Genomic DNA, 16448 nt, shown 5'->3' with positions numbered 1-16448 from the left:
GAATCTGCGACCTCGGTGGTGGAGTGGGAGATCGCGACCGGTCGGGATATTGGATGTACTATTCTAGTTCATATAGAATAAGAGCATGCTGATCCGGATCGATCCGACGCGCGAGGTGCCCGTCTTCGCGCAGATCGCGGCGTCGATTCGGGCCGACGTCGTCGCGGGATCGGTCGGCCCGGGCGACCGGCTGCCCTCGGCGAAGCAGGTGGCTGCCTCGCTCGGCGTGAACCTGCACACCGTGCTGCACGCCTATCAGCAGCTGCGCGAGGAGGGGCTCGTCGACATGCGCCCCGGCAGGGGAGCGGTCGTCGCGGCCGCGGCGGGCCCGGCGGCGGAGCTGCGCGACGACATCGGGCGGATCGTGGCGCGTGCCGCCTCGCTGGGCATCTCGCGCGACGCGCTCGCGAACCTGGTGCGCGATGCATCCGGAGGTGCCGGGCCGGGTGGCGCGCGCGGCGAGGCGCGGACGGGGTTCGAACCCGCGGCGCACATACGCCCACCCATCGGAGCCGCCTCGGGCGACGCCCTCGGCGCCGCGCCGGATGAGGGCGTTTTGAGAGCCGAGGGTGCGCACGCGACAGGAGGAGTGCGATGACGACGTATGAGGCGGAGCGGCGGCGGGCGGTCAGGCGCTTCCGGTGGGTGGGGCTGTACGCGCCGCTGGCGGTGTTCGTCATGCTCACGGCCGCGCAGTTCGCGATGCTGCCTGCGATGCCCGACCCCGCCGCGACGCACTGGGGCTTCACGGGCGGGCCCGACGGCTTCGGCCCGCAGTGGGTGCTCCCCGTCACGACGATCGCGGTCGGCGGCGGCATCACGCTGCTCCTCGCTCTGCTCGCGCTGTCGGGGCTCAGGACGAACTCCGGACGGGCCATGTCGTACCGGGTCATCGCCGCGGCCATCTGGTTCGAGGTCGGCCTGCTCGGCGTCGGGCAGTTCCTCACCGCGGCGATGCAGGTCGGCTACGACGACGCGCGCGACGTGCCGAACGCCGGACCGGCCCTCCTGATCGGGGCGGCGATCGGGGTCGTCGCCGGCTTCCTCGCGTGGAAGGGAGCGCTCAATGTTCCCGCGGATCCGGACGAGCGTGCCGCCGCGCCCGAGGCCGTCGACCTGGCTCCGGGCGAGCGCGCGGTCTGGATCCGCTCGGTGTCGCTATCGCGCTCGGCGCTCATCGTGCTCGGCGCGCTGGTCCTCATCACCCTGGGGATTGCGCTGACGACTGCGGTTCTCGATGTCCAGCTCACGGGCAGTCTGTCCGCGGGGGCGTGGGCCGCCATCGGGAGCGGCGTGCTCGCGACAGCGGCCGTGCTGCTCGCCGCGAGGTTCGTGGTGCGCGTCGATGCGGACGGTCTGACGGTCCGCGCGCCCCTCGGGTGGCCCCGCAAACACATCGCCGCTGGCGACATCCGCTCGGCCGAGGTGGTGCAGGTCAGCCCCATGGGGGAGTTCGGGGGCTGGGGCTGGCGCTACGGCGTCGCCGGCGCGGGCATGGGCATCGTGATGCGTGCGGGGGAGGGCATTCGGGTCACAACCAATGCTGGCAAGCTCGTCACCGTCACGGTCGACGACGCTGAGACGGCGGTGGCGCTGCTGCGGGGCCTCACCTCGGCCGCGAATCCGCGAGAGGACGGTGGTCGCGATGAGCGCTGAACAGCAGGCAGGCGCACGCCCCGGCCGGGTGCCGTGGGCCGCGGTCGTCGTCTTCTCCGTCGTCGCGACAGGGCTCGCGTGGGTCGTCGCGCTCCCGCTCTGGCTCGGGGAGCTGCCGCCGCTGCTCGCACAGGCCGTCGTGTCGGCGATGATGTTCACGCCCGCCCTGGCCGTGCTCGTCGTGGTGCTGGTGCTGAGGGCGCCGCGTCGCGGTGCCGTGCGGTTCCTGGGTCTGTGGCCGCTGCGGCCCGTCGGCCGCACGATCTGGTTCTGCGTGCTCGGCCTGCTCGCCCCGCTCGTGCTGACGTTCGCGGGCATCGCGGTCTCGGCCGCGTTCGGCTGGGTCGAGCTCGACCTCGCGGGCCTGTCGGGCTTCGTCGCCGCGAATGAGGCCGCAGGGGCCGACCTGAGCGGCATCGACCCGTGGCTCCTGGTCTCGGTGCAGCTCGTGATGGTGCCTTTCGCCGCCGTGATCCCGAACGCGATCCTGGCGTTCGGCGAGGAGATCGGGTGGCGGGGCTGGCTGCTCCCGTCGCTGCGCCCGCTCGGCGTGTGGCCCGCCCTGCTCATCACGGGCGCGGTCTGGGGCGTGTGGCATGCGCCCGTACTGCTCCTCGGGCAGAACTACGCGCGCACAGATGTCACCGGCGTGCTGTTCATGGTCGTCGCGTGCGTGCTCCTCGGCGTCTTCTTCGGGTGGCTCCGCCTGCGCACGGGATCGGTGTGGCCCGCCGTGTTCGCCCACGGCGGGCTGAACGCCGTCGGAAGCGCGACCCTGCTGTTCAGCGCCGCCGGCAGCACGCCGGACCCCGTGCTGATGGCGCCAATGGGGGTGCCGATGTGGATCGTCCTCGGCGCCGTCATCGCGGTCCTCGCGCTGTGCGGCCAGTTCCGCGCCGCACGCCTCGTCGGCTTCGCGCCGCGTCCTGCGGGCTGACACGGGGGCATCGCTCCGGTTCCGCGCGCCGTCCGGCGTTCGCAGCCGCCGGCGCGCCCCAGCGCCCGGGGTCGCGGGACACCGGAGCCCGCGGCGCGCCGCGCGGCCGTGCGCGGTCGATCCTGCCGATGACTTCCGGATGAACCTCCGCCGAACTCGCCGGGCGCCGGCGGTCGAGCGGCGACCGGATGATGGTCCCGACGCGCACTGACGCTAGGCTGGGCGCGAGCCCGGACCGCGTTCGTGCGGAACCTGCGGCCGGACCAAGACCACTTTGCGAAGGAGTCCTCCGTGGCAGAAATCGAAGCTGTAGGCGCTCGCGAGATCCTTGACTCGCGCGGCAACCCGACCGTCGAGGTGGAGGTTCTCCTCACCGACGGGATCGTGCAGCGTGCGGCTGTGCCTTCCGGCGCATCGACCGGCGCGTTCGAGGCGTACGAGCTGCGCGACGGCGACAAGGCCCGCTACGGCGGCAAGGGCGTCCTGAAGGCCGTCGACGCCGTCCTCGACGAACTCGGCCCGGCGGTCGAGGGCCTCGACGCGAGCGACCAGCGCCTCGTCGACGCGACCCTGAACCAGACCGACGGCACCACGAACAAGCAGCGCACTGGCGCCAACGCCATCCTCGGCATCAGCCTCGCCGTCGCCAAGGCGGCGGCCGACAGCGCCGACCTCCCGCTGTTCCGCTACCTCGGCGGCCCGAACGCGCACGTGCTGCCCGTTCCGGCGCTCAACGTCATCAACGGCGGTGAGCACGCCGACAACGGCATCGAGATGCAGGAGTTCTTCCTCGTGCCGCACGGCGCCGAGTCGTTCTCGGAGTCGATCCGCTGGGGTGCTGAGACGTACCAGGTGCTGAAGAAGGAGCTGCTCGCCGGCGGCTTCGCCACGGGCCTCGGCGACGAGGGCGGCTTCGCGCCGGACCTGCCGAACAACCGTGAGGCGCTCGACTTCCTGATGGCATCGATCGAGAAGGCCGGCTTCACGCCCGGCAAGGACATCGCGGTCGGCCTGGACGTCGCGTCGACCGAGTTCTTCAAGGACGGCAAGTACCACTTCGAGGGCAAGCAGATGTCCGCGGAGGAGCTGACGAAGTACTACGAGGAGCTCGTCGCGAACTACCCGCTCGTCACGATCGAGGACGCGCTGGCCGAGGACGACTGGGAGGGCTGGACCGCCCTCACCGCCGCCATCGGCGACAAGGTGCAGCTCGTCGGCGACGACCTGTTCGTCACGAACCCGGAGCGCCTCGCGCGCGGGATCGAGGCGGGCGTCGCGAACTCGCTGCTCGTCAAGGTGAACCAGATCGGAACGCTCACCGAGACGTTCGACGCGGTGTCGATGGCTCACAACGCCGGCTACACGGCGATGATGTCGCACCGCTCGGGCGAGACCGAGGACACGACGATCGCCGACCTCGCCGTCGCCGTGAACTGCGGTCAGATCAAGTCGGGCGCGCCCGCGCGCAGCGACCGCGTCGCGAAGTACAATCAGCTTCTGCGCATCGAAGAGGAGCTCGGTGAGGCGGCGGTCTTCGCCGGCAGCCGCGCCTACCCGCGCTTCAAGGCGTAACAGCTGACATCACGACGGAAGGGGGAGCAGATGGGAACATCGGCTCCCCCTTCCCGCGCGTCCGCGAGCGAGTGGCTCGGCGGCATCCGGTTCTCGGGGTTCACCGTGATCATCCTGGGCGTGATCGTGTTCGCCGCGTTCATGCTCGTGCCGACCATCTCGACCTTCGTCGACCAGCGCCAGAAGATCGCGGCGCTCGAGGATTCGGTGCGCGTCACGCAGAGCGAGATCGCCGAGCTCGAGGCGGAGCAGGAGCGCTGGGGAGACGAGGCATACATCGCCGCGCAGGCCCGGGAGCGGCTCTACTACACGAAGCCGGGCGAGGTTCCGTACCTCATCGTCAACGACCTCGACGCGTCGGAGCAGCCGCGCGACGCGGAGCCCGTCAGCGACGAGGTCGAGGAGGCTGACGACGAGTGGGCGGGGAGCCTTCTGCGCTCGCTCACCGAGGCGGGCATGGCGGAGCGTGCGGCGCCGGCCGAGTGACGCGACCCGGATGACCGGGCCGAGCGGGCGCCCGCCGCTTTCTCAGACGTTCCTTATAGCCTGAGCGGGTGACGACACCGCCTTTCGCCCCCGTGACCGCCGCCGACGTCCGCGTCGTCTCCGAGCAGCTCGGCCGCGAAGCGCGCGACGTCGTCGGCATCGCCGCGCGGTGCGCCTGCGGCAACCCGACCGTCGTATCGACGAAGCCGCGCCTGTCGAACGGAACGCCGTTCCCCACGTTCTACTACCTCACGCACCCCGCCGCGACGGCGGAGATGTCCCGGCTCGAGGCCGGTCAGGTCATGGTCGAGATGAACCAGCGGCTCGCGGACGGCGCCGAGGTGCGCGCGCAGTACGCGGCGGCGCACGAGGCCTTCCTCGCCGACCGTACGGCGTTCGGCGAGGTCCCCGAGATCGACGGCATCTCGGCCGGCGGCATGCCGACCCGCGTCAAGTGCCTGCACGCGCTCGCGGGGCACGCGCTCGCCGCGGGCGAGGGTGTGAACCCGCTCGGCGACGAGGCGCTGCGCCGCTCGGCATGGTCGCCCGAGCGCTGCGAGTGCGTCGACCCCGGCGCCGCTCTGCGCGAGGAAGGCTCCGCCGCCTGATGCGCGGCGCGCTCGCGAAGCGGGTGCCCGTGGTGATCGCGGGCGCCATCACGGCCGTGCTCCTGCTGAGCGGGGCCGCGGCGACGAGCGCGGACGACGAGGGCTCGAAGGAGCCGGACGAGAAGAAGACCGAGCAGCGGGACGGCGACGAGTCGAAGCCGGATGACGGCGAGAAGACGAAGAAGAAGGACCCGGTCCGCGCCGCCGAGTACTGGCTCGAGGACTACGGCATCAAGGATGCGTGGGAGACCACGAAGGGCGAGGGCGCGACCATCGCGGTGATCGACACGGGGATCGGCGACGGGGCCGACGAGCTCGAGGGCGCTGTCGTCGACGGCACCGATGTGTCGGGCAACGGGGCGGATGACGGGCGCACGCCGGTCGGCATCATCGACCGCGAGCACGGTTCGCTCGTCGGCTCGGTCGCCGCGGCCCGCGGCACGGCACCGGGCAAGGGCTTCGTCGGCGTCGCGCCCGAGGCCGACCTCCTGTCGATCTCCGTCGGCTTCGGAGCGTCGGCATCCGTTCCCTTCGTCGACCAGGTGCCCGAGGCGATGCGCTGGGCGGTCGACCACGGCGCCGACGTGATCAACCTGTCGTGGACGACGAACACGCTCGGCTGGGACGAATCGTGGGACGACGCGTTCCTCTACGCCTTCGAGAACGACGTCGTGGTCGTCGTCGCGGCCGGGAACCGGGGCAGCGGCACCGATTCGGTCGGCGCCCCGGCGACCATCCCCGGGGTCCTCGCCGTCGGCGGCGTCGACGAGGACGGCAAGATCAGCAAGGACGCGTCGACGCAGGGCATCACGATCGGGGTCTCCGGCCCGAGCGAACCGATGCTCGGCCTCGCCTCCGACGGAACGCTGATGTCGTGGGAGGGCACGAGCGCCGCCGCGCCCGTGGTCTCGGGCGTCGCAGCGCTCATCCGGAGTGCGCACCCGCAGCTCGATGCGGACAACGTCATCAATCGCATCGTGAAGACCGCCAGGGGCGTCGACGGGGTGGAGCTCCCTGACGCCGACTACGGCTACGGTCTCGTCGACGCGGAAGCGGCCGTCGAGGAAGACGTCGACATCGTCGGCGCGAACCCCGTCTCGGACACGACGCTTGAGGAATGGGTGAGGCTCTACCGGCGGGCCGATTCGCCGCCGGACGAGGAGCGGCCGGAGGTCGGCGAGGTCGAGCTGCCCGCACTGCCCCCCGCGGACCCCCCGACGGAGGCCGGTTCGCCGTGGCTCCCGACGCCCGAGTCCCTGCGGGAGGGGACCCTGCCGATCGTGGCGTTCACGGGCGCTGGTATTCTTTTAGCGCTGGGCCTCATTGCCGTCGTCCGACGCACTCGATCCGCGCGCTCCGAGCGCCGTATGTCCAGCAGATCCGATTGAAGGAGTTCTTCCCCCGTGCCCAAGATTCTCATCGTCGGCGGCGGCTACGCCGGTTTCTACACCGCCTGGAAACTCGAGAAGCACCTGCGCAAGGGTGAGGCGGAGATCGTCGTCGTCGACCCGCTGCCCTACATGACGTACCTGCCGTTCCTGCCCGAGGTGGCAGCCGGTTCGATCGAGCCCCGGCACTCGGTGGTGTCGCTGCGCCGCCACCTCAAGCGCACGCGGGTGATCGCGGCCAAGGTCACGGGTATCGACCACGCGAACAAGACTGCGATGATCGCGCCGAACGGCGGGGAGGCGTACGACTTCGACTACGACCAGATCGTCGTCACGGCCGGCTCGGTGTCGCGCACGTTCCCGATCCCCGGCATCGCCGACAACGCCATCGGGCTGAAGTCGATCGAGGAAGCCGTCGCCGTGCGCGACCGCCTGATCGCGAACTTCGAGCAGGCGGCGTCGCTGCCCAAGGACAGCGAGCTGCGCAAGCGCCTGCTCACGGTCGTCGTCGTCGGCGGCGGTTTCGCGGGCATCGAGACGTTCGGCGAGCTCCGCTCCGCAGCGTCGGCGCTCCTCGCGAAGTTCCCGGAGATCTCGTTCGACGAGACCCAGTTCCACCTCATCGAGGCGATGGGTCGCATCATGCCCGAGGTCTCGCTCGAGACCAGCAAGTGGGTGCTGAAGGACCTCGCCAAGCGCGGCGCGTACGTGCACCTCGACACGCAGGTCGCCGACGCGACCGACGGCGTCGTCAAGACGAACACGGGCGAGGAGTACCCGAGCGACCTGATCATCTGGACCGCGGGCGTCATGGCGAACCCGCAGGTCGTCGGCGGCAGCGACCTGCCGCGCGAACCCCGCGGCCGGATCACGACGCAGGCGGACCTGCGCGTGATCGACGCCGACGGCAACGTGCTCGAGGGTGCGTGGGCCGCAGGTGACGTGGCGGCCGTCCCCGACAAGACGGGCGGGCTGCCCGACGGCACCTGCGTGCCGAACGCACAGCACGCGGTGCGCCAGGCCAAGCGCCTCGCGAAGAACCTCGCCGCCGTGCTGCGCGGCGAGGCGACGGTGGATTACTTCCACAAGAACCTGGGCGCCGTCGCGGGTCTCGGCATCGGCACCGGCGTGTTCCAGTCGGGCAAGTTCGCGCTGAAGGGCTTCCTCGCATGGGGCGCCCACCGCGGCTACCACGGCCTGGCCATGCCGACGTGGGAGCGCAAGTGGCGCGTCCTGTGGGGCTGGTGGCACAACTTCTTCCTGGGCCGCGACCAGGTGCAGCTCCAGACGACGCAGGAGCCGCGGGCGTTCTTCGAGGCGTACGCCTCGCGCCCCAAGCCCAAGGTTGAGGAGGCGCCCGCCGCCGAGGCGCCGAAGGCCGACTCGACCGCCAAGGTCGAGGCTGAGGCGAAGTAAGCGCGCCGATCGCCGAGGGCGCCCCACCCGTTACCGTGGTGGGGCGCCCTCGGCGCATCCCCCCTTAGCCCAATCGGCAGAGGCATCCGACTTAAAATCGGCTCAGTGCGGGTTCGAGTCCCGCAGGGGGGACTCGCGGAACCGCCGGAGTCCGCCGCACGGGCGGATCGAGCCCCGGTACGGTCCGCGACGACGCCGTGCCGTGAGGAAGACGAACGAGGGGATCGGATGGCCAGGCTCCGCGCCGAACGCGTGCTGCCGCCGCGCGATGGGATCGCTGCGGCGCGCATCAGCGCGCCGGGCGGCACGCGCACGCACGCCGCTGCGGGCGACCCCGTTCCCGCCAGCGTGCGGGACTGGCTCCGCGACGTCGTCATCCCGAACACTCTCGGCCGGGAGCAGGCGATCGCGCCGCTGCGGCCCGAGTACTTCGTCGACGAGGGCGAGCTCACGACCGAGCACGGGCGGCGGGTGTCCCTCGACGACCCCGTTGCGCCCGGCGGCTTCTACTTCTTCCACAAACCGTACCCCGCGGAGCCCCGCGTGCCGTTCGAGATCGGGGTCGTGCACTCCGACCGCGACCTGCTCGTCATCGACAAGCCGCACTTCCTCGCCTCGACGCCGAACGGGCGCTTCGTACGGGAGTCCGCGGTGACCAGGCTGCGCGTCGAGCACGGCGAGGACGACCTCGTCGCGATCCATCGCCTCGACCGCGTGACCGCCGGGCTGCTGGTGCTCTCGCGCCGGCCGGCCACGCGGGGGCTGTACCAGGTGCTGTTCCAGCAGCGGCGCATCCGGAAGACCTACCGCGCCCTGGCGTGGCTCCCGGATGAGCTGCCGCTCGGGATCGAGCCGGGAGGAGCGCCCGTCGATGTCCGCAACCGCCTCGAGAAATCCGGTGGCGTGCGCGCCGTTCAGGTGGTGCCGGGCGAACCGAACGCGCTCACGTCGATCCGGATGCTGCGCGCGGGGAGCGTGGGCGGCCGCGCTGCCGGCGAGTTCGAGCTGACGCCGCACACAGGCAAGACACACCAGCTCCGCGTGCACATGAACGCGCTCGGCATGCCGCTCGTCGGCGATCCGGTCTACCCGCGCGACCTCGAGCCCGACGCCTACGACTTCTCGGAGCCGCTGCAGCTGCTGGCCGCGGAGCTGCGCTTCGACGACCCGATCACGGGCGCCCCTCGCGCGTTCGCGTCGCGGATGTCTCTCTCCGACCTCGGCTGACGGGCTGGCGGAGCCGCTCCCGCCCTCCGAAAGGACGTCGCGGCGTTCGGCGATCTCGCCGACGCCTCACGGGTCGTGCCAGGAAATCCTCCGTAGACTGGGGCCATATCCAAGGGGGTTCAATCACATGGAATGGCTCATTCCGGTCGGGATCGTCGTGGTCCTGCTGCTCGCCATCGGCATCTACCTGTGGGCGACGTACAACTCGCTCGTGCAGTTGGGCGTGCGCGTCGACGAGGCGTGGAGCGACATCACGGTGCAGCTCAAGCGCCGAGTCGACCTGATACCGAACCTGATCGAGACCGTGAAGGGCTATGCGGCGCACGAGAAGGCCGTCTTCGAGAACGTCACCCGTGCGCGCGCCGAGGCTCTGCAGGCATCGTCGCCGCAGGAAGCCGGCAAGGCCGAGGGGCAGATCGAGCAGGCGCTGAAGAGCCTGTTCGCGGTCGCCGAGGGCTACCCGCAGCTGCAGGCGAGCCAGAACTACCTCCAGCTGCAGAGCGAGCTGGTCGACACGGAGGACAAGATCCAGGCCTCGCGCCGCTTCTACAACGGCGGTGTGCGCGACCTGAACACCAAGATCAAGGTGTTCCCGAACAACATGTTCGCCCGCGGCCTCGGGTTCACGGAGCGGGAGTTCTTCGAGGTGATCGGCGGCGCCGCCATCGCCGAGCCGCCCCGCGTGCAGTTCTGAGGCACGAGAAGAACGGTCCCGACATCCAACCGGATGTCGGGACCGTTCTTCTCGGTCGCGGTCAGACCGTGCGGGTGAAGGCGTCGCGGCTGATGCCCTCCGCGGCGATCGCGGCGGCCCACTCCTTCGCGCCGTGCAGGCTGTGGTCGCGGTAATTGCCGCACTCGACGGCGCTGACGCCGGGCACGTCGTCCCACGTCGCCTCTTCGGCGATGAAGCGCAGGGCGTCCGCGAGCGCTGCCGCGACGTCCTCGACGCTCGGCTCGCCCCATGTGATGAGGTGGAAGCCCGTGCGGCACCCGAACGGCGAGCAGTCGATGACCCCCGTCAGGCGGTCACGCAGCAGGCTCGCGAGCATGTGCTCGATCGAGTGCAGGGCCGCCGTCGGGATTTCCTGTTCGTTCGGTTGCGTGAGCCGCAGATCGAAGTTCGTGATCGCGTCGCCTGCCGGTCCGTTCTCGACGGCGATGCGCCGCACGTACGGCGCGCGGACGGCGGTGTGGTCGAGCGTGAAGCTCTCGACGTCTGCCATGGGGTCTCCTCGCTTCGGTGTCGCTCGCGCTCGGACAGGGCTCCGGGCACCCTCCCATCTTCCCGCATCCGGGCGGTCGCGCATGACTGTTGCGGCATGGGACAAGCCCTAGACTGTCTGGGATGAGCGAGGGTACGCCGCGGCGCGGGTTCTGGGATCTTCTGCGCGCGCGTCCCGTGCCGCCCGAGCAGACCGCCGAGCCCGCGCGGCGCGGCGACTCGGGCGATGTTCCCGCGGGCCTGCGCATCGGCGCCGCGTACTCCTGGCGGCTGCTGCTCATCATGGCCGTCGCCGCCGTGGCCATCGCGCTGATCATCGTCTTCAAGGCGCTCGTCATCCCGATCCTGATCGCGATCCTGCTCTCGGCGCTCGTGTGGCCCGTGTACGAGCCGCTGCGCCGGCTCGTGCGGGCGCGCGCGATCGCGATCACCATCACGGTCGTCGGCCTCATCGCGATCGTCGCCGCGCTGCTGACGCTCGTGATCTGGCAGATCACGCAGGAAGCGCCCGAGGTGCGCGACGAGGCGACGCAGATGGTCGACGACGCGCACGCCTGGCTCCTCACGACGGGCTTCGTCACCGACGCCCAGATCGACGAGTTCTTCGCGGCGACCACCGACTTCATCCGAGCCCAGGCCGACTTCCTGCTCAGCGGCGCGATCAGCGTCGGCAGCACACTCGGCACGATCGTGGCCGGAGCGCTCATCGCTGTCTTCGTGCTCGTGTGCCTGCTGGCCGACGGCGAGCCGATCTGGAAGTGGACGCTCAAGCTGTTCCCGCGCACGGCGCGCCCCGCGGTCGACGCCGCCGCGCGCAACGGCTGGCACACGCTCATCAACTACGCCCGCACGCAGCTCATGGTCGCCACGATCGACGCGATCGGCATCGGCATCGGCGCGTTCCTCCTCGGGGTCCCGCTGGCATGGCCGATCGCCGTGCTCGTGTTCCTCGGAGCGTTCGTGCCGTTCGTCGGTGCGATCGTCACCGGTGCGATCGCGAGCGTGCTCGCGCTGTTCACGGGCGGCATCTGGCTGGGCCTCGCGATGCTCGCGGTCGTGCTGCTCGTGCAGCAGATCGAGAGCAACGTGCTGCAGCCTCTGCTGATGGGCTCCGCCGTCAAGGTCCACCCCATCGCCGTCGTCCTCGTCGTCACCGGCGGTTCGATGATCGGCGGCATCGCCGGTGCGCTGTTCGCCGTCCCGGTCGCCGCATTCGTCAACGTCGCCGCGATCACCATCTCGAGCGGTTCGTGGCGCACGGGTCGCGAGCCCGAGGCGGACCTGCTGTGGAGCACGGTGCCGCGCAAGATCATGAGGGTCCGAGACCCGAGAGAGGGGAAGAAGGCATGACCACCGTCGAACCGGAGCACCAGGCGGCCCAGCGGATTCCCTCGCTGGCGGAGATCGAGGAGGCCGCCGCCAGCCTCGTCGGCGTGATCGAGCACACGCCCACGCAGAACTCGCTGCACCTCACCGAGATCCTCGGCGCACCCGTGAGTCTGAAGCTCGAGAACCTGCAGCGCACCGGCTCGTTCAAGGTGCGCGGCGCGACGTACCGTCTCTCGCGCCTGACGCCGGAGGAGCGCGCCAGGGGAGTGGTCGCGGCATCGGCCGGCAACCACGCCCAGGGCGTCGCGCTCGCGGCTCAGGAGCTCGGCGTCCCGGCCACTATCTACATGCCGCTCGGCGTCCCGGTGCCGAAGCTCCTCGCGACGCGCGGCTACGGCGCCGAGGTCGTCCTCCAGGGCGAGACGGTCGCCGAGCCCCTGCGCCTCGCCGCGGAGCACGCTGAGCGCACCGGCGCGATACTGATCCACCCGTTCGACCACAGCGACATCGTGATCGGGCAGGGAACGCTCGGCCTCGAGGTGATGGACGATGTTCCGGATGTCGAGACGATCATCGTCGGCATCGGCGGCGGCGGCCTGATCGCCGGCGTCGCCGCCGCGGCCAAGGCCCGCGCGGCGGCCGAGGGGCGGCAGGTCCGCATCATCGGCGTGCAGGCCGAGAACGCGGCTCCCGTGCCGCTCTCGCTGGAGGCGGGGCACCCCGTCGAGATCACGACGAGGCCGACGATCGCGGACGGCATCCTCGTGGCGCGCCCGGGCGAGATCCCGTTCGACACCATCCGGAACTACGTCGACGAGGTCGTCACGGTCTCGGATGACGACATCGCCCGCGCCGTGCTCGCGCTGCTCGAGCGCGCGAAGGTCGTCGTCGAGCCGGCGGGCGCCGTCGGCGTCGCCGCGATCATGGCGGGCAAGATCCACTCGCACGGCAGGACCGTCGCGATCCTCTCGGGAGGCAACATCGACCCGCTCCTGCTCCAGCGCATCGTCTCTCGCGGTCTCGCGGCGTCCGGTCGCTACATGACGGTGCGCATCCCGCTGCCCGACCGCCCCGGCCAGCTCGTAATGGTCTCGCAGGTCATCGCGGGCGCCGGCGGCAACGTCACGGAGGTCCTGCACACCCGCCACGGCCAGGGCCTGCAGATCGGCGACGTCAACCTGCAGGTGTCGGTCGAACTCCGCGGCACCGAGCACCGCGAGCTCGTGCTCCAGGCGCTGCGCGACGCGGGCTTCCGCCCGGAGGTCATGCCCGACTGAGCGGCGGGCATGACGCGAGCGGCCCCGGACGTCCTGAAGGAAGTCCGGGGCCGCTCGCGTGCGGGGTCAGCCCTCGAAGGACTCTACCCTGATCACCTTGACGGGGATCTTCTTGCCGTTGGGGGCTTCGTACGACGTCTCCTCGCCCTCCTTGAGGCCGAGGATCGCGGCGCCCAGGGGGCTCTTCTCGCTGTAGACATCGAGGTCGGTGCCGCCCGCGATCTCGCGGCTGCCGAGCAGGAAGCGCTCTTCGTCGCCGAGCACCTCTGCCGTGACGACCGTGCCGGACTGCACGGTGCCGTTCAGCTCGGGCGCCTCGCCGACGACGGCGTCCTTCAGCAGGGCCTGGAGCGTGCGGATGCGCGCCTCCTGCTTGCCCTGCTCGTCCTTGGCAGCGTGGTACCCGCCGTTCTCGCGGAGGTCGCCCTCTTCGCGGGCGGCCTCGATGCGCTTGGCGATCTCCTCGCGTCCGGTCGTCGAGAGCTCCTCGAGCTCGGCGGCGAGGCGGTCGTAGGCGTCCTGGGTGAGGAAGGTGGCGTCAGACACGGCATTTTCCTTCGTGCGATCGGATGTGAAAGACGCCCCGGCAACGTGGCCGAGGCGTCGAGCGTGAGCTTCAGACGAGCTTAGAGCACCCAGCAGGACTTCACCAAACCGGTCGTGGCCTCGGCGATCGTGGGAACGAGCTCCTCCTGGCGGTGCGGCATGCGCTCCTCGGAACGGTACTCGAAGACCTTCCAGCCGACGGTGCCGAACTCCTCGTCGAGGGCCTCGACCACGCAGGCGACGTCGGTCTCGGCCGGCGCTGTGAACTGGAACGCCACGCGCGTGGTGCTCTCGTCGACGACGGTGAAGCCGAGGTCGTCGGCCTTGACCGAGTCCGCCGACGTCGTGACGGTGTTCCACGCGAAGTACCCGACGACGGCAGCGGCCACCACGACGACCGTGATCCACGCGGCTCGGATGCGGCCCCGGCGCCGCGTGCGGCCGTAGCGGTCGTCGAGCATCTGCTGAGTGGTCGTCACAAGGTTCTCCAGGCCGGCGCGGCATAGGCTGATGCCACAAGACTACGCGGCTCAGAAGGGCGCAACATGTATGTACTCCTGGCGGTCGTCACGCCAGAACCGACGCCCACGCCGACGATGACGGTGGACCCCGATTCTGTGACGCCGGGCCCGGGCGGGTTCATCGTCATCGCGCTTCTCGCGCTCGCCGTCGCGCTTCTCGCGATCGACATGATGCGCCGTGTCCGCCGCGCCCGCTACCGCGAAGAGGCCCGCCTGGCGATCGACGCAGAGGAGGCCGCCGCGCGCGACGCGGCCGCCGGCGAGGCGCCCGAAGGCGCCCGGGATGTCGACGGGCCGTCGGTCGCAGACGACACCGACTCGCGCGGCGACCGCGGCGCCTGACGCTTCCCCTCGCTTCCGGCATCGCTGCGCGGGGTCGGGGATCCGCGCCGCCGTCGGGCCCTGGCGCGCTTGTTGATCGACGATGACCCAGGCCCGTGTCGCATCGGCAGCGAGGCGGGCCTGGGTCAGCCCGTCGGCCCGTGGAAGGGCGGGTCGATCGCGAGCAACAGCGCCGCCGTCCAGTGGCACAGGAACGCCAGGACGGTGCAGACGTGGAAGATCTCGTGGAAGCCGAAGTGCCTGGGCGAGGGATTCGGCCGCTTCATCGCGTACACGACGGCGCCGCCGGAGTAGAGCACGCCGCCGACGATCACGAGCACCATGACGGCGAGATTGGCGGCCAGCAGCTGCGGCAGGTACATCACGGCCGCCCAGCCCAGCGCGAGGTAGAGCGCGACATAGAGCCATCGGGGCGCGCCGATCCAGAGCACGCGGAACAGGATGCCGAGGATCGCACCCGTCCATACGATGCTGAGCAGGATCACGCCCTGCTGTGTGGGGAGCGCGAGCACGCCGATCGGAGTGTAGGTCCCCGCGATCAGCAGCAGGATGTTGGCGTGGTCGATGCGCTTGAGCACCGACTTCGTCTTCGGCCCCCAGTCGAAGCGGTGGTACAGCGCGGAGTTGCCGAACAGCATGAGCGATGACGCCATGAACACGGCGGAGGCCCATTTCGCGGGGGCGCCCTGTGCGAGGCAGATCAGAACGATTCCGGCGGCGAGCGCCACGGGGAACGTGCCGGCATGGATCCAGCCGCGCCAGGACGGTTTGGACTCCGCGACCGGTGCGTTCGATCCCGCATCGATCAGTGGCAGCTGGGGGACGTCGCGCTTGCGATCGGAGCGGGCCATCCCAGAAGCCTACGCACCTTCGCATGCCGCGACACGTACACGGAGACAACAGTGCGCGACGAGTACGGTAGATCCGTGACGAGTCAGCGGTCGACCGAGGGGCGGGGCCTCCTCTACCGGCTCTACAACGCGCGCCTGAAGCGCCAGATCGACAGGGCGACGGTGCCTCACCACGTCGCCATGATCATCGACGGCAACCGCCGCTGGGCGAAGCAGCTGGGCTTCGACTCGGCGGCTCATGGCCATCGGGCCGGCGCGAAGAAGATGGAGGAGTTCCTCGCCTGGTGCGATGACATCGGCGTCGAGGTCGTGACGCTGTACCTGCTCTCGAACGACAACGTCGTCAAGCGCGACGAAGCCGAGCTCACGGACCTGATCGAGATCATCGCCGGTCTCGCCGGGCGGCTCTCGAAGCGCGGTGACTGGCGCGTGCAGCAGGTGGGGCGCTCGGACAATCTGCCGGAGCACCTCGTCGGCGCGCTGCGCGATGCGGAAGCACATACGGCGGACAACTCCGGCCTGCATGTGAACCTCGCCGTGGGGTACGGCGGCCGCTACGAGATCGTCGACGCGGTGCGGCAGATCATCCGGAAGCACGCGACGGACGGCGGGAGCATCGAGGATCTCTCCGACCGGCTCACGCCCGACGAGATCGGTGCACACCTCTACACGAGGGGCCAGCCGGACCCCGATCTGGTCATCCGGACGAGCGGCGAGCAGCGGCTGAGCGACTTCCTCGTCTGGCAGAGCGCGCACAGCGAGTTCTACTTCGTCGAGGCGCTCGGCCCCGACCTGCGAGAGATCGACTTCCTGCGGGCGATCCGCGACTACACGACGCGCGAACGCCGCTTCGGGAAGTAGGCGCCGCGGCGGGGAGCAGACGCCGCGGGGCGGCCGGCGGGTCTCGGCGGCCCCGCTGCAGTCGGCTCTCGACCCGCACCGTCGCGGATCCGGGTGATCCCGAGGCGCAAGCGCGGGGTGCAGCCGAGGCCGCCTGCGCTGTGCACGGTGGCGTCACGCTCCGTTCACGGAACCGTTACGCCGAACCCGCGGTTCGCGTTGCCGGA

Annotated in this window: 18 protein-coding genes and 1 tRNA gene; 15 read left to right on the top strand and 4 right to left on the bottom strand. The window is 70.6% G+C overall.

Annotation, left to right across the window (positions count from 1 at the left end; genetic code table 11):
• Positions 1–85: 85 nt before the first annotated feature.
• The 11 genes from C0010_RS02885 (at position 86) to C0010_RS02835 (ending at position 9984) form a co-directional block, all read left to right on the top strand.
• Entirely contained in the window at positions 86–598 is a 513-nt protein-coding gene (locus C0010_RS02885) for a GntR family transcriptional regulator (RefSeq protein WP_105565501.1), read from the top strand.
• The gene (locus tag C0010_RS02880) at positions 595–1656 is read left to right on the top strand and encodes a DUF1648 domain-containing protein (RefSeq protein WP_105565500.1); all 1062 of its coding nucleotides are present in this window, start codon (positions 595–597) and stop codon (positions 1654–1656) included. The genes C0010_RS02885 and C0010_RS02880 overlap by 4 nt, the downstream gene beginning before the upstream one ends.
• Complete coding sequence (locus tag C0010_RS02875) at positions 1646–2593, top strand: CPBP family intramembrane glutamic endopeptidase (protein WP_105565585.1); 948 nt, start codon at positions 1646–1648, stop codon at positions 2591–2593. The genes C0010_RS02880 and C0010_RS02875 overlap by 11 nt, the downstream gene beginning before the upstream one ends.
• Before the next feature lie 291 nt (positions 2594–2884).
• Positions 2885–4165 carry a phosphopyruvate hydratase gene (eno, locus tag C0010_RS02870; protein WP_105565499.1) on the top strand — a complete coding sequence of 427 codons (1281 nt, stop codon included), beginning with the start codon at positions 2885–2887 and terminating at the stop codon, positions 4163–4165.
• A gap of 30 nt (positions 4166–4195) precedes the next feature.
• Entirely contained in the window at positions 4196–4651 is a 456-nt protein-coding gene (locus C0010_RS02865) for an FtsB family cell division protein (RefSeq protein WP_105565498.1), read from the top strand.
• 68 nt (positions 4652–4719) lie between these two features.
• The gene (locus C0010_RS02860; protein WP_105565497.1) at positions 4720–5259 is read left to right on the top strand and encodes a DUF501 domain-containing protein; all 540 of its coding nucleotides are present in this window, start codon (positions 4720–4722) and stop codon (positions 5257–5259) included.
• On the top strand, positions 5259–6647 hold the full coding sequence (locus tag C0010_RS02855; protein WP_232531684.1) for a S8 family peptidase: 1389 nt from the start codon (positions 5259–5261) through the stop codon (positions 6645–6647). Before C0010_RS02860 ends, C0010_RS02855 begins: the two co-directional genes overlap by 1 nt.
• Positions 6648–6662: 15 nt before the next feature.
• Positions 6663–8063 carry an NAD(P)/FAD-dependent oxidoreductase gene (locus C0010_RS02850; RefSeq protein WP_105565495.1) on the top strand — a complete coding sequence of 467 codons (1401 nt, stop codon included), beginning with the start codon at positions 6663–6665 and terminating at the stop codon, positions 8061–8063.
• Between the two features lie 58 nt (positions 8064–8121).
• Positions 8122–8195 (top strand) — tRNA-Leu (locus tag C0010_RS02845).
• Positions 8196–8291: 96 nt separating this feature from the next.
• Entirely contained in the window at positions 8292–9290 is a 999-nt protein-coding gene (locus C0010_RS02840; protein WP_105565494.1) for a pseudouridine synthase, read from the top strand.
• 127 nt (positions 9291–9417) lie between these two features.
• A complete protein-coding gene (locus C0010_RS02835) occupies positions 9418–9984 on the top strand; it encodes a LemA family protein (RefSeq protein ID WP_105565493.1) in 567 nt (188 codons plus the stop codon).
• A 61-nt stretch (positions 9985–10045) separates the two neighbouring features.
• Here the strand turns inward: C0010_RS02835 and C0010_RS02830 are convergent, their stop codons facing one another.
• A complete protein-coding gene (locus tag C0010_RS02830; RefSeq protein ID WP_105565492.1) occupies positions 10046–10516 on the bottom strand; it encodes an S-ribosylhomocysteine lyase in 471 nt (156 codons plus the stop codon).
• A 122-nt stretch (positions 10517–10638) separates the two neighbouring features.
• Here C0010_RS02830 and C0010_RS02825 point away from each other — a divergent pair, with 122 nt between their 5' ends.
• Entirely contained in the window at positions 10639–11865 is a 1227-nt protein-coding gene (locus tag C0010_RS02825; RefSeq protein ID WP_174150220.1) for an AI-2E family transporter, read from the top strand.
• The gene (gene ilvA, locus C0010_RS02820; RefSeq protein ID WP_105565491.1) at positions 11862–13121 is read left to right on the top strand and encodes a threonine ammonia-lyase; all 1260 of its coding nucleotides are present in this window, start codon (positions 11862–11864) and stop codon (positions 13119–13121) included. Before C0010_RS02825 ends, ilvA begins: the two co-directional genes overlap by 4 nt.
• Positions 13122–13187: 66 nt before the next feature.
• Here the strand turns inward: ilvA and greA are convergent, their stop codons facing one another.
• Together greA and C0010_RS02810 are read right to left on the bottom strand one after the other, a co-directional pair.
• Positions 13188–13667, bottom strand: a complete 480-nt coding sequence (gene greA, locus C0010_RS02815) for a transcription elongation factor GreA (RefSeq protein WP_105565490.1) — start codon at positions 13665–13667, stop codon at positions 13188–13190.
• 80 nt (positions 13668–13747) lie between these two features.
• A complete protein-coding gene (locus C0010_RS02810) occupies positions 13748–14146 on the bottom strand; it encodes a DUF4307 domain-containing protein (RefSeq protein ID WP_232531683.1) in 399 nt (132 codons plus the stop codon).
• Between the two features lie 66 nt (positions 14147–14212).
• Here C0010_RS02810 and C0010_RS02805 point away from each other — a divergent pair, with 66 nt between their 5' ends.
• Positions 14213–14530, top strand: a complete 318-nt coding sequence (locus C0010_RS02805; RefSeq protein WP_105565489.1) for a hypothetical protein — start codon at positions 14213–14215, stop codon at positions 14528–14530.
• Between the two features lie 125 nt (positions 14531–14655).
• Here the strand turns inward: C0010_RS02805 and trhA are convergent, their stop codons facing one another.
• The gene (trhA, locus tag C0010_RS02800) at positions 14656–15381 is read right to left on the bottom strand and encodes a PAQR family membrane homeostasis protein TrhA (RefSeq protein WP_105565488.1); all 726 of its coding nucleotides are present in this window, start codon (positions 15379–15381) and stop codon (positions 14656–14658) included.
• Between the two features lie 75 nt (positions 15382–15456).
• On the opposite strand from trhA, the gene C0010_RS02795 reads away from it, so the two are divergent.
• Positions 15457–16242, top strand: coding sequence for an isoprenyl transferase (locus C0010_RS02795; RefSeq protein ID WP_105565487.1), 786 nt, complete (start codon positions 15457–15459; stop codon positions 16240–16242).
• The last annotated feature ends 206 nt before the right edge of the window (positions 16243–16448 follow it).

It is taken from the genome of Microbacterium halophytorum (genome assembly GCF_002970975.1).
GTDB classification, from domain to species: domain Bacteria; phylum Actinomycetota; class Actinomycetes; order Actinomycetales; family Microbacteriaceae; genus Microbacterium; species Microbacterium halophytorum.
The sequence above is the reverse complement of the archived record's forward strand: the minus strand, read 5'-3'. Positions and strand labels throughout refer to the sequence as shown.

What these genes read in the sequence shown, in the direction of transcription:
- C0010_RS02885 (WP_105565501.1), top strand. Translation starts at nt 86, where the DNA reads ATGCTGATCCGGATCGATCCGACGCGCGAGGTGCCCGTCTTCGCGCAG.
- C0010_RS02880 (WP_105565500.1), top strand. Translation starts at nt 595, where the DNA reads ATGACGACGTATGAGGCGGAGCGGCGGCGGGCGGTCAGGCGCTTCCGG.
- C0010_RS02875 (WP_105565585.1), top strand. Translation starts at nt 1,646, where the DNA reads ATGAGCGCTGAACAGCAGGCAGGCGCACGCCCCGGCCGGGTGCCGTGG.
- C0010_RS02865 (WP_105565498.1), top strand. Translation starts at nt 4,196, where the DNA reads ATGGGAACATCGGCTCCCCCTTCCCGCGCGTCCGCGAGCGAGTGGCTC.
- C0010_RS02855 (WP_232531684.1), top strand. Translation starts at nt 5,259, where the DNA reads ATGCGCGGCGCGCTCGCGAAGCGGGTGCCCGTGGTGATCGCGGGCGCC.
- C0010_RS02840 (WP_105565494.1), top strand. Translation starts at nt 8,292, where the DNA reads ATGGCCAGGCTCCGCGCCGAACGCGTGCTGCCGCCGCGCGATGGGATC.
- C0010_RS02835 (WP_105565493.1), top strand. Translation starts at nt 9,418, where the DNA reads ATGGAATGGCTCATTCCGGTCGGGATCGTCGTGGTCCTGCTGCTCGCC.
- C0010_RS02830 (WP_105565492.1), bottom strand. Translation starts at nt 10,516, where the DNA reads ATGGCAGACGTCGAGAGCTTCACGCTCGACCACACCGCCGTCCGCGCG.
- C0010_RS02825 (WP_174150220.1), top strand. Translation starts at nt 10,639, where the DNA reads ATGAGCGAGGGTACGCCGCGGCGCGGGTTCTGGGATCTTCTGCGCGCG.
- ilvA (WP_105565491.1), top strand. Translation starts at nt 11,862, where the DNA reads ATGACCACCGTCGAACCGGAGCACCAGGCGGCCCAGCGGATTCCCTCG.
- C0010_RS02805 (WP_105565489.1), top strand. Translation starts at nt 14,213, where the DNA reads ATGTATGTACTCCTGGCGGTCGTCACGCCAGAACCGACGCCCACGCCG.
- trhA (WP_105565488.1), bottom strand. Translation starts at nt 15,381, where the DNA reads ATGGCCCGCTCCGATCGCAAGCGCGACGTCCCCCAGCTGCCACTGATC.